This is a genomic window from Mesorhizobium sp. B2-4-13, assembly GCF_006658535.1.
In the GTDB taxonomy this organism is placed as follows: Bacteria; Pseudomonadota; Alphaproteobacteria; order Rhizobiales; family Rhizobiaceae; genus Mesorhizobium; species Mesorhizobium australicum.
The window spans coordinates 395,786-409,408 of the sequence record NZ_VFVB01000005.1 but is presented as its reverse complement, the minus strand read 5'-3'; the positions used below and the strand labels follow the sequence as shown (position 1 = coordinate 409,408).

Annotated in this window: 15 protein-coding genes and 1 tRNA gene; 10 read left to right on the top strand and 6 right to left on the bottom strand. The window is 61.3% G+C overall.

The window, feature by feature from the left end; all coding sequences use genetic code 11:
• Positions 1–651: 651 nt before the first annotated feature.
• The 4 genes from FJ936_RS17220 to FJ936_RS17205 all read left to right on the top strand — a co-directional run bounded on the left by FJ936_RS17220 (position 652) and on the right by FJ936_RS17205 (position 5,997).
• Positions 652–1,632 carry an HNH endonuclease gene (locus FJ936_RS17220; RefSeq protein WP_141906809.1) on the top strand — a complete coding sequence of 327 codons (981 nt, stop codon included), beginning with the start codon at positions 652–654 and terminating at the stop codon, positions 1,630–1,632.
• Positions 1,633–2,090: 458 nt separating this feature from the next.
• Positions 2,091–3,416 (top strand): SIR2 family protein, encoded by a 1,326-nt coding sequence (locus tag FJ936_RS17215; RefSeq protein WP_141906808.1) that lies wholly within the window; start codon positions 2,091–2,093, stop codon positions 3,414–3,416.
• Positions 3,413–3,952 (top strand): hypothetical protein, encoded by a 540-nt coding sequence (locus FJ936_RS17210; RefSeq protein ID WP_141906807.1) that lies wholly within the window; start codon positions 3,413–3,415, stop codon positions 3,950–3,952. The genes FJ936_RS17215 and FJ936_RS17210 overlap by 4 nt, the downstream gene beginning before the upstream one ends.
• Entirely contained in the window at positions 3,949–5,997 is a 2,049-nt protein-coding gene (locus tag FJ936_RS17205; protein WP_141906806.1) for an AAA family ATPase, read from the top strand. Before FJ936_RS17210 ends, FJ936_RS17205 begins: the two co-directional genes overlap by 4 nt.
• A 197-nt stretch (positions 5,998–6,194) precedes the next feature.
• Here FJ936_RS17205 and FJ936_RS17200 read toward each other — a convergent pair whose 3' ends face one another.
• Positions 6,195–6,437, bottom strand: coding sequence for a helix-turn-helix transcriptional regulator (locus tag FJ936_RS17200; protein WP_246680485.1), 243 nt, complete (start codon positions 6,435–6,437; stop codon positions 6,195–6,197).
• Between the two features lie 102 nt (positions 6,438–6,539).
• On the opposite strand from FJ936_RS17200, the gene FJ936_RS17195 reads away from it, so the two are divergent.
• Together FJ936_RS17195 and FJ936_RS17190 are read left to right on the top strand one after the other, a co-directional pair.
• Positions 6,540–7,175, top strand: coding sequence for a hypothetical protein (locus FJ936_RS17195; protein WP_246680484.1), 636 nt, complete (start codon positions 6,540–6,542; stop codon positions 7,173–7,175).
• 208 nt (positions 7,176–7,383) lie between these two features.
• Positions 7,384–7,848, top strand: a complete 465-nt coding sequence (locus FJ936_RS17190; RefSeq protein WP_141906805.1) for a MucR family transcriptional regulator — start codon at positions 7,384–7,386, stop codon at positions 7,846–7,848.
• 288 nt (positions 7,849–8,136) lie between these two features.
• Here FJ936_RS17190 and FJ936_RS17185 read toward each other — a convergent pair.
• A tRNA-Gly gene (locus tag FJ936_RS17185) sits at positions 8,137–8,211 on the bottom strand.
• A gap of 211 nt (positions 8,212–8,422) precedes the next feature.
• Here FJ936_RS17185 and FJ936_RS17180 point away from each other — a divergent pair.
• From FJ936_RS17180 to FJ936_RS17165, 4 genes are all read left to right on the top strand, one after another.
• A complete protein-coding gene (locus FJ936_RS17180) occupies positions 8,423–8,920 on the top strand; it encodes a prolyl-tRNA synthetase associated domain-containing protein (protein WP_015314918.1) in 498 nt (165 codons plus the stop codon).
• A gap of 84 nt (positions 8,921–9,004) precedes the next feature.
• Entirely contained in the window at positions 9,005–10,018 is a 1,014-nt protein-coding gene (gene trxA / locus FJ936_RS17175; RefSeq protein WP_141906804.1) for a thioredoxin, read from the top strand.
• Positions 10,019–10,124: 106 nt separating this feature from the next.
• The gene (locus tag FJ936_RS17170) at positions 10,125–10,796 is read left to right on the top strand and encodes an LON peptidase substrate-binding domain-containing protein (RefSeq protein WP_015314920.1); all 672 of its coding nucleotides are present in this window, start codon (positions 10,125–10,127) and stop codon (positions 10,794–10,796) included.
• A 91-nt stretch (positions 10,797–10,887) separates the two neighbouring features.
• Positions 10,888–11,127 carry a Trm112 family protein gene (locus tag FJ936_RS17165; protein WP_140618229.1) on the top strand — a complete coding sequence of 80 codons (240 nt, stop codon included), beginning with the start codon at positions 10,888–10,890 and terminating at the stop codon, positions 11,125–11,127.
• Positions 11,128–11,205: 78 nt separating this feature from the next.
• Here the strand turns inward: FJ936_RS17165 and FJ936_RS17160 are convergent, their stop codons facing one another.
• The 4 genes from FJ936_RS17160 to ccmA form a co-directional block, all read right to left on the bottom strand.
• Positions 11,206–11,781 carry a DsbE family thiol:disulfide interchange protein gene (locus FJ936_RS17160; RefSeq protein ID WP_141906803.1) on the bottom strand — a complete coding sequence of 192 codons (576 nt, stop codon included), beginning with the start codon at positions 11,779–11,781 and terminating at the stop codon, positions 11,206–11,208.
• On the bottom strand, positions 11,778–11,945 hold the full coding sequence (gene ccmD, locus FJ936_RS17155; RefSeq protein WP_015314923.1) for a heme exporter protein CcmD: 168 nt from the start codon (positions 11,943–11,945) through the stop codon (positions 11,778–11,780). The genes FJ936_RS17160 and ccmD overlap by 4 nt, the downstream gene beginning before the upstream one ends.
• A gap of 130 nt (positions 11,946–12,075) precedes the next feature.
• Entirely contained in the window at positions 12,076–12,741 is a 666-nt protein-coding gene (ccmB, locus tag FJ936_RS17150; protein ID WP_023774435.1) for a heme exporter protein CcmB, read from the bottom strand.
• Between the two features lie 49 nt (positions 12,742–12,790).
• Entirely contained in the window at positions 12,791–13,399 is a 609-nt protein-coding gene (gene ccmA, locus FJ936_RS17145; RefSeq protein ID WP_015314925.1) for a heme ABC exporter ATP-binding protein CcmA, read from the bottom strand.
• Between the last annotated feature and the right edge of the window lie 224 nt (positions 13,400–13,623).

Here is a 13,623-nt window from a genome sequence, read left to right as displayed (position 1 = left end):
ATCATGGCATTGAGGAGAAACGACGATGGATGCCAAGTCTCGCAAAGCACAACCGATTAGGACGGCAAGATAAAAGGCCGCACATTGTGCTGCGGTCGGTTGGTTGTTTTTGTTGCATCTTTTTGCATGTTTCGCACATTGCCATCGAAATGTGTAATGTGTCGTTTACCTTCTACTTATTGAATTGGAAGAAGAATTTGCACATTGAGTGGCAGATTCATTCGGAAAAGCTGCAACGAGCGTTGCAAAAAAAGTTTTGCCGACGATGCTAATGTCCCAGTCGAAGCCGACGCCATCAGCCCGCTTGTAGGATGGATGGGGGCAGCTGCCCCTCGGCTTCCGACCCTTCGCGGTCGCCTGTTTTTCGGGCAAGCGATGACCGCTTCCGGCCAAAGCGGACTTTTACAATTTCAGGTGACTGTCGAGAGCCGCGAGGACTGTTTAACGTCTGCCCGTCTACATGTGTGTTGAGCATGGTGTTGGTCCGATTCGAGAAGGTCAACAACCAGTGCCGGGGCAGCTCGACCGATCAAGTCAGGGATCGAAGCAGGAACGCCATTGTTTGCATCGGCAGTATCTCGGGCGGCCCGTTGAAGTTAGGCCAAGCTGCGTTGTATCTGTGGGTTCGGTTCAAAGGTTTGGGGATGGCGAATGGCAACGGATGACGAGGTTCGGGAGTTCTACGTCGACAACTATGAAATCCTCGGACAATGGATGTTACGGCCTGGCGATCGGACCGAGCTTGGCGACAAAACCAGTCGGATTTGCAGGTTCTGTGGCGAAACGAACCCGAAGGTCACGTTCCGAAAGGTTGCGCACGCCATACCGGAGTCTCTTGGGAACAAAGGCCTCACTAGCTATTACGAATGCGACGCATGCAATGAGCTGTTCGGAAACGGAATTGAGAATGACTTAGGCAACTGGTCTAAGCCAATGCGAACGATGGCCCGCATCCGTGGCAAGAGCGGGGTGCCCACAATGAAGAAAGGTGGTGACGTTCCTGGATGGCGTATCGAGTTCACGAATGGTGGGTTCGAGATCAAGTCCTATGAAGACGACCCCATCTTCGAAATGGATGAGCTTAACAACCGCGTTACATTCAAGCTCAAACGGGACCCCTACACCCCAGTGGCCGTGCTAAAGGCTTTTATGAAGATCGGCTTGACATTGATGCCGGGCAAGGAGGTTGAAAATTTCAGTCATCTGCTCGCTTGGATCCGGGACACAGACCACTCGCACCTTTTCGCCGACAAATGCCCCGTTATTTACACGTTCTCGCCGGGGCCGCGACCCAACGACCTAATCGGCGCAATGATCCTGCGTAGGAAGCCGGCGGCGGCTAAAGTGCCCTATGCCTATTTGATCCTGATGTACGGAAATGAACAGTTTCAAGTCCAACTGCCCTCGAAGGAACACGACGGAGCGAACGCGCAGTATTCTATCCTCCCGTTTCCCCCGCCGCGCTCGGCATATCCGCAATTCGATCGGCCTGGCCGGGCTCTTCTGGACCTAACCGGTCGAGAAGTCGTTCGGGGTGAGGTCGTCCCTATCGTTATGGGCTACGCCATTGCCGAAAAGAGGGAGACGCCGCGAGGAGGCCCGGGGGATGCCACAGGGGCTCCTAGCGACTGAAACTATCCACCCCAACTTAGCCATTGGCATCCACCGTTCGCGATGTGACTCGGCGGATGATCTCTTACGGCGGTTTCGGGGCCGGTTGCGGACAGTCCGGCACTAAAGACTCTGGATTAGACAGCGGACGCGCCGCATCACACGGCAGCAGGTGCCTTCGTGCGTGATGGCGCCGGCAGCCACAAGCATGCGCGACGGCGATGTCGTTGCGCTTCAGAAGGCGATATCGGATGACCGCTCTCGGAGGCGCGTAGAAAAACAGTCCGGCAGCCGATGCTCAGCCCCACTCGCGGTCCGGGAGCTGGCCGAGACCACCTTTGGACCGATTAACACAGACGACGCATTCAGGATTCCCACCCCGACCCACCTCTCGACCGCGGAACCTACAATTGCGCTAAAGCTTGCGCCATTCTATGAAGGTAATTGGGACGGTCAGCGACATACGAGGCAAGGTTAAGGTGCCAATTTCGCCGGAGATTCTTCAACGGCTCCTCGACAGCATTGAAGCGAACAATCTCGTTCTATTGTGTGGTGCGGGACTTTCCATTCCCGAACCGAGTAAGCTGATGTCCGCAGTGGCCGTGGCGCGACGCGTCTACGATGAATACGCGCCGACCCAGGCTCTCCCAGCGGGGCTCCGTGACGAGATCGATCAGCTCGCCGGTCATTTCCTAGCCGCTGGCCAATTCGCACCACTCTTCATCAACCGGCTGGTTCCGTGGGACGACCTTACGGGCGAGCCGAACGCGGGTCATGCGGCCGTCGCGGACCTTCTGCTTAGCGGTGGCGCCCGTGCTGCCCTATCGGCCAACTTCGACACCCTGATCGAACAGTGGTCGTTGCACAAGAAAGTGCAGCTGCGCGGGGCTCTCAACGGTACCCAGGCCACGGCCTATGCGGACAAGACAAGTCCACTGCTAAAGTTTCACGGTTGCATGAATCTTGATCGCGAGCACACCCTTTGGACGCAGGGGCAGATAGCTCTCCCAAACATTGCGCCAAGGGTGGACAGTTGCAAAGCCTGGATGCGGTTAAACCTGCCGGGGCGGGATTGGCTGGTCATCGGCTTCTGGACCGACTGGGGCTACTTCAATGATGTCCTAGCCGACGTGTTGGTGGGCGGGGATACCACTTCGATCACTGTTATTGACCCACAGCCGACCGTAGAGCTTCAAAGAAAAGCTCCAGCACTTTGGGATAAGCTGTCCGCTTCCCCCAACTTTGCCCATGTTCAGGAATCGGGCAACACCGTCCTGCCGGAGATCCGAAAAGCCTTTTCCAAAGTTTGGACGCGCAAACTGTTCGCGGTTGGAGCGCCACTGTATCAAATAGAGAAAGCCGCAGCCCCTCCCGCAGGCGGGTTCGATGCGCCCGACATCGAGCTTGAAGCACTCTATGACCTGCGTCGCGATTCAGAGGGGGTCCCGACCAACCGGGCCGCTCGCACGAGGGCGCCGGGAGGCGCGAGCGCCCAAACGGGTCTCGCCCATCTTCTGATGAGCGCCGCATCGAACGACAGGCAAGGCAGCTGGTACATCAAGGACGGCCATACAATCCGTATCGTTCACGGTGCGGGTGAAGGACTGAGCACAGTCGAAGAGCGCTTCAAGGAGTCGCCGACAGCGCCGAGGGCGGACATCGTGATCTGTGCCGGTGCCGTGGATCAAGGTGTTCCGGGCTCTATTATCCCGAAGGGTTCAACCTCCAGTATTGTCCGTCCCAAAGCCGGCGCGGGGTCGCGCTGGATCACCTTGGACGCGGCAAGGGTGGAACTGGCGCTATGACCGACGTGCTCTCGATGGCGCAGGTGGTCTTGGAGAATGCCGGCTACCAAACTTGGATCGTGCTCAACACCCAGATCCGAACCGTGGGGTTCGAAGACCAAGCCACGATGGGCTTTGTGTGCAGCTTCGACAGTGCCAAGACCTTGATCGAGAGGTGGCGGGACGTCGAGGCGACGATCCTGGCACGTCACTCAATCCAATTTCGTGCCGCCGGCGACAAAGCATGGAACGTCTATACCGCCTTCCTCACTGACGCCCAGGCGTCTGAGGAGGAGAAGCGGGAAGTGCGGTGGATAGAAGAAGACTTGGAGCGAACGCGGAAGCTCACCGCCACCGGCGTACAGTTGCGCGAAGACGCGACCCGCGCCCTTCTTCCGCTACTGCCCGTATTGGCCAAGCCACTGCTGCCTACAGAGGATGCACGCGAAAGACTGCTGCGTCGCGCTGACGCCATCGCTCCGCAAGTGCGGGATGCCCTCCTCGACGACGCGGTGAGCGCAGGCGAGGTTGCCGTCCGCCTCAGGAGTGCGCCATGAAGCTAGACTTCGTCGAGTTCGAGGGCTTCCGCGGCTTTCGCAGGCGGGCTCGATTTGATGTGCCTGCTGGGTTCATGATCGTCGCAGGGCGGAACGGCGTCGGCAAGAGCACTATTCTGGACGCCATCGATTATGCGCTGACCGGTAACATCAACAAATACGATGTGGAGAAGGCCAAAGGTGGCGGCCTTCACGAGCACCTTTGGTGGGTCGGAGAAGGCGTCGCCGACAAGCACTACGTAACTGTTGGCTTCGTCGACCGCGCGGGTAAGAGTTATGCAGTCACCCGCTATCGAGACCAAACTGAACCTGAGGGACTGGCGGCGGCTCTGGAGCGCCTTCAGGACAGCTCGGCACGGGGCACAACGGCGGAAGGCCAGGCGTTGATGGAAACGACGCTGATCCGCGACGAAGTCATTTCGTCTTCAAGCCTCGATCTTCCGGGGCAGCAGCGCTTCAATACCGTAAAGGCTGCCATCGGGGCGATTACCGGCCCCGACTACAGCGAGCGCACCGGCCGCATTCTGGCAGCTGCAAAAGAGGCCTTGGCCGAGGAACAGACACGGGAACAGTCTCAACAGGCGGACCTAGGTCGGCTGCTAGCGCAATTGACAGAGGCAAGAACCGAGGCCGCACAAACCAGCGACGTGGCCGAGGCGATGCGCCTGATCGGCGAGGCAGTACCGAATGGTCAGACAGCAGCCTCGGGCGAAACGGTCCGGGCTATGGTGGCCGATCGTCGAACCGCCCTGACGCGGTTCAACGCCGCCCTTACACGAGCTCGGCAACTGCAGTCATTGCACCATCGCGTCGCATCAGACGAGTTTTCCCGCGAACTCACTGCGGCCAATGTGGACCTCCAGAGGGAGAACGAGCTCCTAGCGGCGAGGCAGGACGCCGTCGAGGCGATCCGACTCGCCATCACGAGCGAAGAGGATGCCGACCTTATTGGGGTGCATTTCGCGGCGCTACTTGAGCATGGGTCGAGCCTTGGACTGCAGGCTGGCCATTGCCCACTGTGCGATGCCGTTCGGACGGATACTGAGTTCCGGGCCGCCCTCGACGGGATTCGGTCCAGGCTGGACGGGCAAGTTGAGCGGCTGGAAAACGCGCGGCGGCGCCTGACCTCTGCCGAAACAGAACTGCAGGCATCTCGTGCGAAAGTGAGTGAACTCACGGCCCTCATCGACGAGCTGATCGCCGAGCAAACCCTCTATGAGGGAGAGGCTCAGGCCGTTCGCCGCGAATACGAGCTATCGGGCTTCGGCGACCTCGACATGGACGACCTCATAGGAGCCGAAACACGCGCTGCCATGGAGCAGCAACGCGTCATAGGCCTCGAGCGCGCGGCGTTGATACTAGGAGCCTCGACCGCGGTGGAGCGGGTAAGTGGATTTGAGATCCAGATTGCCCGAGCAAGATCGCTTATCGAACAAACTAGGCGGGGGATCGCCTCGCTCGAACGGGCCGTCGAAACCGCCCGCCAACTCGACACTGCAGCAAAAAGCCTTTCCAATGAGATCCTCGTCGAGCAGTTCGAGACGGTAATGCCGCTCCTGCAAGAATTGTATCGGCGGCTTCGACCTCACACGGATTGGACAGAGATTGACACCGACTTCGGCGGCAAAGTCCGCGCCTCACTGAACTTTTCCGTCGGGAACGGCCGTAACCCGCAATTCTTGTTCAGCAGCGGGCAGCGCCGGGCTGCCGGGCTGGCGTTCCTGCTGGCCGTCCATCTTTCGCGGCCGTGGTGCAAGTGGGACACCTTACTTCTCGATGACCCGGTCCAGCACGTCGATGACTATCGGGCGTTGAACCTTGTCGAGGTGCTGGCCGCCATTCGGCGTTCGGGACGGCAGGTGGTCGTCGCGGTGGAAGACGCCGCCTTGGCGGATCTGCTTTGCCGACGGCTGAGGAGCAGCATCCTCGAACCGGGGCGGCGCTACGACCTAGATCACGCCAAAGACGGATCGGCGCAGATCGCGGGCGTTCTCGATGTCCTGCCGCTGCCAGAAAAGGCCCTTCCCGTCTCGGTAACCTCCTGAATCGTCAGAAGGCCTATAAGCCACCACACTGCATCTGCACATGTCGTCCAAATAGAAAATCCCAGCCTGAAGTCCGCTTTGGAGCTTCGGCGTCCTGGGCCCGTGCGGCTGAAATTGAGGCGCAAAGCCGCCGCTCGCTCGCTACGGCGCTGTTGAGTGGCGCGCTCGCGAGCGGCTCCGATGTCTTTAGCTGCGTTTCAGTTTGGCTCTGCTGCTAACCTTTTGATTGCTTCGGAAGGGTCGAATCCGAGGATTTTCGCCAGATCGATGAATTCGACTACGTCGACGCGGCGTTGGCCGCTTTCTAAGCGGGCTACAAACGACTGATATTCGCCTAGCTTCGCGGCGAGCTCGGTCTGAGTCAGCCCACTAGCCTCACGCCTTTCAATCAGCATCGCGATCAAGAATTTGTGGCGCGGCGTTCCTAGCGTTTTGACCACAGACCTGCCTCATCCTGTTCAGATGAGGGCTTCAATTATATCTGATTTCCAGTTATCTTAAATTCAGATACGACCTCGCCGTGTCGAATTGGAGGAACCAGGATGGCTCCATCATCAGCAACAAAACATGACCCTGCCATGGTCCTGTGGGCCACATGGCGTCATGCCCAACATACGTCTCAGGTGCTTTGCAGGATGCAGCAGCGGTTGGAGACGAGAATCATCAGCAATACCGGAATTCAGGTATTGACCCCGGGCAAAGTCACAAAGCAGCCCGCGCCGGTGGTCGCATCGGAGGGCGTCCGCCAATACGCTGTCGCTCTGGAGGCCGAAGTCTTAGCCGTGACTGAGGCGCTCAAACTTCAGGATGCGCTTCCAGAGGTAGCAGCTCTGTCCCTAGCTGGCATCCTGGCCAAGTTGGAGGTGATCGTCGGAGCGGACCGGGATATCGACGATCCGACCGATTTCCCTTGGCCCCACCTCGCTTCCGTTCTGCGCGATCTGAAAGCCATTGCGGGCGATTTGCCGCCATATGAGCCGGACCGCACCACGACCCGCGCTGATGTTGCGAGGCACCTGAAGCAGGCGACCGAGCTCGTAGAGGCTGTGGAGACAGAAGAGGCTGCAGAACACTTACGCCAAACTGCGACATCGTTCGCGGAAACATCCACTTTTCCAGAACCGGCTGAAAAAACGGCTGAATTCCAAGAAGCAAGCTGGCGCAGACGCTCGCGATAGGTCAAAAAAGCTGCGGAAACTCAATCGGATGGAATGGCGCGCCCGAAGAGATTCGAACTCCTGAACCCCAGATTCGTAGTCAGCCTCGAACGAGAAGGTGGCTCGTGCCTTCCCGTCTCCGTTGTCGGATTGAAACGTCTGTCCCGTAGCTGGAATTTTTCGAAGAACCAGCTAAGAGGTTTGGCTTGTGGCAGATAGGAGACATCGCGTGTCGGAAGAAATCGACAATCACCGGAGCCAACTAATTGAGCTCACCGCGGACATCGTGTCCGCGTACGTGGGCAACAACCCCATACCCGTCGCATCTCTCCCGGATCTCATCGAAAGCGTGAACTCCTCGCTCGCGAGGATCGGGCAGGCCGCGGAACCTGAGAAGCCCACCCAGGCTCCGGCGGTTAATCCGAAGCGGTCAGTGTTCCCGGATTACATTATTTGCCTTGAGGATGGGAAGAAGTTCAAATCGCTGAAGCGTCACCTTGGCGTCCACTATGGCCTGACGCCCGATGAATATCGCGAGAAGTGGGGGTTGAAGTCGGACTACCCAATGGTGGCACCGAATTATGCTGCTCAACGGTCGGCTTTGGCGAAATCGAGTGGGCTCGGCCGGAAAGTGCTGGCAAAGGCGATGACAAAGAACGGTCGTAAGCTAAACACCGGCCGGGCCAAATCGTAATCGCTCCAAGCGGACTACTATCGCGACGGGACTTCGATAATACCGCCGCTCGCTCGCTACAGCACTCGATAGGGTGCCCTCGCGAGCGGTTCGGCCGATAAGCCCCTCGGCCAGAAGATTGTCAGGAAACTGGAACAGACCGCTATGGCGGCGGCGATTTCGCGCCTCGTCATGGCAGAGCCCAGCGAGAGCGTTATCGGCCGTGTTGACCAGGTGTTGACCAGACGGAAAAAGAAAGGGCCGCCCTAGGGCGGCCTCGATCTAAGTGCTTAATTTCCTTAAGGAAATTGGAGCGGGTGAAGCGATTCGAACGCTCGACCCCAACCTTGGCAAGGTTGTGCTCTACCCCTGAGCTACACCCGCTCACACGGCGTCTTGGCCGCAAGCCGGGCCTATATGGCTGAAGAGCGCGGCGATTGCAACAGGGAAATAGCAGGCTTTTTGCAACCTTCCGAGCGATGCCGGCAAACCGCCCGCGACGCGCCGATTTCATCGCCGCTGGCGCGGCGGTCTTGTGTCGGCCGCCTCATTGGCCGTAAACGGCAAGGCCGAGAAACCAACGAAGAAGAGACCCATGCCGAAGACCGAAGCTGACCTGATGGCCTTTCTTGCCGAACTCGGCATCGCGGTTTCGACGATACGCCACCCGCCGCTCTATACGGTTGCCGATTCGCAGGCGCTGCGCGGCGAAATCGCCGGCGGGCACACCAAGAACCTGTTCCTGAAGGACAAGAAGGACAATTTCTTCCTGGTCACCGTCGGCGAGGATGCGGTCGTCGATCTCAAGCAGATACATCAGCTGATCGGCGCCGCCAGCCGGGTTTCGTTCGGCAAGCCGGAAATGCTGATGGAGCTTCTGGGGGTCACGCCGGGGGCGGTCACGGTGTTCGGCATCGTCAACGACAGGGAAAACCGGGTCAAACTGGTGCTCGACAAGGATCTGATGGACCATTCCGTCATCAATGCGCATCCCCTGACCAACGAGGCGACGACATCGATCGCGGCCGCCGATCTCATCAGATTCGTCGAGGCAACCGGGCATGATGCTGCTATCTTGAAAGTCTCGGCATGATCGCCACATGGGTGGCAAAGCCGATTTCCAATTGAGACAGGGCGCCGGGCCACGGGCCGGCCGCGCGACCGAAAGGGTGACGAGATGAGCGACAACAATCCGTTTGGCGGATCATTTGGAAACAAGGGCGGCCAGTATGCCACCACGGTGCAGTATGGCGGAACCGAGCCCAAAGCCGGATTCGGCGAGACGTCCGCGCCCCCAGCCGCCAGCCCCACCACCACAGGCGACGTCATCAAGGACACGACGACCGCGGCCTTTGCCGCCGACGTCATCCAGGAATCGCGCCGCCAGCCGGTGCTGGTCGACTTCTGGGCGCCGTGGTGCGGACCTTGCAAGCAGCTCACTCCGCAGCTGGAAAAGGCGGTCAAGGCCGCCGGCGGCAGGGTCAAGCTGGTCAAGATGAACATCGACGATCATCCCTCGATCGCCGGCCAGCTCGGCATCCAGTCGATACCGGCGGTCATCGCCTTCAAGGACGGCCAGCCGGTCGACGGCTTCATGGGCGCCGTTCCCGAGAGCCAGATCTACGAATTCATCACCAAGGTCGGCGGCAAGGGCAATGGCGCGCCGCCGGTGGCCGAGGCCCTGGCCGCGGCGGCGGAGGCGCGCGACGCCGGCGACATGCAGACCGCGGCCGATATCTACGATGCCATCCTGGCGCAGGCGCCGGAAACGGTCGAGGCGATTGGCGGGCTGGGCGACCTGCTGTTCGAGGCCGGCGACACCGAGGGTGCCGAGGCGCTCCTGGCAACAGCGCCGGAGGCCAAGAAGGACGCACCGCCGCTGGCTGCCCTGCGCGCCAAGATCGCGCTGGCCGCGCAGGCGGCGGCGCTGGGCAATCCGGCCGAGTTCGAGCGGCGGCTTGCGGAAAACCCCAAGGACCATCAGGCGCGTTTCGACCTGGCCATGATCCAGAACGCCATGGGCGATCGCACGGCGGCTGCCGACAATCTGCTGGCCATCATCAAGGCCGACCGGAGCTGGAACGAGGATGGCGCCAGGACGCAGTTGCTGCAGCTGTTCGAGGCCTGGGGCATGACCGACGAGGCGACGCTTGCCGCGCGCCGCAAATTGTCGGCATTGCTGTTTTCCTGAGCCGGTTACGGTTGTTTTGTCGCAAGGGCTTGTGGCGCCAGGCCTGTGCGCCAGATAGGACAGGGCAGGATTGACGCTTCGCAAGGGAAGCGATCGGAGGAACGAGGTGCAAGCGGGAAACGCGCATTACCGGCTCGCCAAGGATCTGCCGTCGACGATCCCGCTCTTTCCGCTCGAAGGCGCGCTGCTGCTGCCGGGCGGCCGCATGCCGCTTAACATCTTCGAGCCGCGCTACCTGCAGATGGTGGACGAGGCGGTCGCCGGCTCGCGGCTCGTCGGCGTCATCCAGCCCGGCCTCAATGGCGCATTGCGCGAGGATGGCGAGCCGGAGCTTTGCAACGTCGGCTGCATCGGTCGCATCATCGCCTTTTCCGAGACCGGCGACGGCCGCTACCTGATCTCGCTGCAAGGCGTGTGCCGGTTCCGCGTCGCCCACGAGCTGACGGTCAAGACGCCGTTCCGCCAGGCGAAGCCGGCGCCCTTCCTCGCCGATCTTGACGAGGAGCAGGCGGCTGATGAAATCGACCGGCCGGCGCTGCTCAGAGCCTTTCGCGCCTATCTGCAGGCCAATGACCTGGAAGCCGACTGGGAAAGCGTCAGCCGCGCCGAAAACGCCATGCTGGTCAACGCGCTGTCGATGATGGCGCCCTATGGACCGGCCGAGAAGCAGGCATTGCTCGAGGCCGCGGACCTGAAAACCAGGGCCGAAACGCTGATCGCCATCACCGAGATGACGCTGGCGCGCGAGAATGAGGATTTTGGCTCGAGCCTGCAGTAGGAATGCGTCGATATCCAGCCGGCCTGCAAATAACGGCCTGACGGATCTCGACAGATCCTGACATGCTTGGCGTGAAACGGAAGAGGACCCAATGGCGGATGGGCGCGACGGAAAGAAGACGAATGTTGACCCGAAGCTGCTGGAACTCCTGGCCTGCCCGCTGACCAAGGGGCCGCTGGCCTGGGACCCCGAGCGCGGCGAGCTGGTTTCGCGAGTCGCCAAGCTCGCTTATCCGGTGCGCGACGGCATCCCGATCATGCTGCCTTCGGAAGCGCGGGTGCTCTCGGCCGAGGATGTACTGTCGCCGCCACGGCCGGGTGGGCCGAATTGAGGTGGCGCGGAGCCATCCGCTCCGCTTCAACCATATACGTGTACAAACCAAGGGATATCAGGTCTTCGCGACATCGCTTCAGTTCGGCTTGGCCAGCGCCTTGTCGATCTGCGGCAGCAGAAGCTCCCTGGCGGATTCTGGCGTCAGCGGGCCGACATGTTTGTAGGCTATCTTGCCATCCTTGCCGATGACGAAGGTTTCCGGCACGCCATAGACACCCCAGTCGATCGCCGTGCGGCCGGCTTCGTCGACGCCGATTGCCTGGAACGGATTGCCAAGGTCGCCGAGGAAGCGGCGGGCGTTTTCCGGCCGGTCCTTGTAATTCAGCGCCGCCATCGCGAACCTTTTGTCCTGCGCCAGCGCCAGCAGCACTGGGTGCTCTTCCCGGCATGGTGCGCACCAGGACGCAAACACGTTGACCAGCGTGACCTTGCCGGCGAAGGCTTTCGAATCGAGCCCGGGCAGATTGCTGCCCTCCAGGGGCGGCAAGTTGGTCCGCGGCGCCGGCAGGCCGATGAGCGCCGACGGCACTTCCGAGACATCGCGTCCCGACAAGAGCTGCGACAGGAACAGTCCGGCCAGTCCGAGGAAGACCAGCAGCGGCAAAAATACGAACAGGCGGCGACGGGCCGGCGTTTCCGTCCCTGTGCTCATGACTTGGCTGCCTTGTCGGAACGGCGGCGCACGCCGGCCGCCTCGAGTTCGGCGAGTTCGCGCTTGCGCGCCCGCTGGTCGATGAGGATCCAGCCGATCAGCCCGGCCAGTGCCACGGCGGTGATCGTGTAGGCCGCCGCGACGTAGAGCGCATGCGCGCTCATGCGCGCCGCTCCATCGCCGCGTCTCGTTCCAGCCGGGTCTTTCCGCCTCGTTCGATCATGTCTTCCCTTAGCCGCGCGCCGGCGGCTTCGCAATCGGCCGCCACGCCGCAGCCTTCAGACCTCTGGCGCCTCAATCGGTGCCGTGGCGCAGCGCCAGCGCCGCTGCGGTCGGCCCCAGCACACCAAGAAACAGCGTCAGCGCGGCAAGAATGAGGAAGGGCTGCAGGAATGGATCGGGATTGGCCGTCGCGCCATAGCTCGCCGAAACGCCGAAGATCAGCACCGGTATGGTCAGCGGCAGCACCAGCACCGAGATCAAGAGGCCGCCACGCGGCAGCGCCACCGCCACCGCGGCGCCCACGGCACCGATGAAGGTGATTGCCGGCGTGCCGACCAGCAGCGTCAGCGCCGTGGCGCCTATGGCCAACGGTTCCATGTTCATGAACAGGCCGAGCAGGGGGGCCGCGACCACCAGCGGCAGGACGCTGCCCGCCCAATGCGCGACGCACTTCACCAGCACCGTCAGCGCCAGCATGTGCCGGTCGTTGCCGAGCACCAGGAGATCGAGCGAACCGTCCTCGCGGTCGGCCTGGAACAGCCGGTCGAGGCCGAGCAGGCAGGCAAGCAGCGCGCCGATCCACAGGATCGCCGGACCGATGCGGGCCAACAGCTTGAGATCCGGCCCAACGCCGAAAGGGATGGTGGCGATGACGGCGAGGAAGAAGATGACGCCCGTCAGCGCGCCGCCGCCGGCGCGGATCGAGAGGCGGATGTCGCGCAGGAAGAGGGACCACATTACGATGTGGTCCCCTGTTGAAGAAGGGGAGCGCCGTAGGGTGCAGTCATCAAAAGGCCTCCCCCATCGCCAACTCTTTCGCCCCTTCCAATCCCAGCGGCAGATGCGTGGCCGCCACGATCATCCCGCCTTCCTCGCAATGCCTGCGCATCAGCCCTGCAAACCGCGCTTCCGAAGCCTTGTCCAGCCCTGCCGTCGGCTCATCGAGCAGCCACAGCGGCCGATGGCTGACCAAGAGTTTCGCGATCGCCGCGCGGCGTCTTTGCCCGGTCGAGAGATAGCCGAACGGCAAATGGCCGATGCCGCCGAGCCCGACCGTTTCCAGCGCCTCGTCCACATCGAGCCGGCCTTCGCCATGGAACTCCCGCCAGAAGCGCAAATTCTCGGTCACGCTCAGCGCCGTCTTCATCGCGTTCTGGTGGCCGAGATAGTGGCAGGCCGAGCCGATCGAAGGGAACTCGTCGCCGCCGCCTTCGAGCAGCAGCCGGCCCTCGGTTTTCGGCAGCAGGCCGGCGACCACCCTGAGCAAGGTCGATTTGCCCGAACCGTTCGGCCCGGTGACGACCAGGGCCCGGCCCTGATCGAGGACAAAGCCGATGCCGGAGAAAACCGGCTCGCCGCCGCGTTCGCCGCCCAGATTTTCGGCGATAAGCCGCATCCCTCGCCTGCCCTGAAATCAATGTTTCGCGAGCGCTGCCGCATCGCACAAATTTGCTCAGCAACTGTCTAGAACTATTCCAGAAAATTCTCTATATGCGGGGCATCCGTGCCAGCGGTCGGCGCGGGAACAGAATTAGCGCCGAACCAGCGCACGCGCCGCCTTGAACGGCTCGGGTTGCTTGGGAACGGACAGCGGAAATGGCCGTACCCGCACCTTTGCGC

Excerpts from the sequence above, each read along its gene's own strand:
- FJ936_RS17195 (WP_246680484.1), top strand. The coding sequence starts at position 6,540 with ATGGCTCCATCATCAGCAACAAAACATGACCCTGCCATGGTCCTGTGG.
- ccmA (WP_015314925.1), bottom strand. The coding sequence starts at position 13,399 with ATGCGGCTTATCGCCGAAAATCTGGGCGGCGAACGCGGCGGCGAGCCG.
- FJ936_RS17210 (WP_141906807.1), top strand. The coding sequence starts at position 3,413 with ATGACCGACGTGCTCTCGATGGCGCAGGTGGTCTTGGAGAATGCCGGC.
- FJ936_RS17205 (WP_141906806.1), top strand. The coding sequence starts at position 3,949 with ATGAAGCTAGACTTCGTCGAGTTCGAGGGCTTCCGCGGCTTTCGCAGG.
- FJ936_RS17220 (WP_141906809.1), top strand. The coding sequence starts at position 652 with ATGGCAACGGATGACGAGGTTCGGGAGTTCTACGTCGACAACTATGAA.
- FJ936_RS17165 (WP_140618229.1), top strand. The coding sequence starts at position 10,888 with ATGGCGGATGGGCGCGACGGAAAGAAGACGAATGTTGACCCGAAGCTG.
- trxA (WP_141906804.1), top strand. The coding sequence starts at position 9,005 with ATGAGCGACAACAATCCGTTTGGCGGATCATTTGGAAACAAGGGCGGC.
- FJ936_RS17160 (WP_141906803.1), bottom strand. The coding sequence starts at position 11,781 with ATGAGCACAGGGACGGAAACGCCGGCCCGTCGCCGCCTGTTCGTATTT.
- ccmB (WP_023774435.1), bottom strand. The coding sequence starts at position 12,741 with ATGTGGTCCCTCTTCCTGCGCGACATCCGCCTCTCGATCCGCGCCGGC.
- ccmD (WP_015314923.1), bottom strand. The coding sequence starts at position 11,945 with ATGAGCGCGCATGCGCTCTACGTCGCGGCGGCCTACACGATCACCGCC.
- FJ936_RS17180 (WP_015314918.1), top strand. The coding sequence starts at position 8,423 with ATGCCGAAGACCGAAGCTGACCTGATGGCCTTTCTTGCCGAACTCGGC.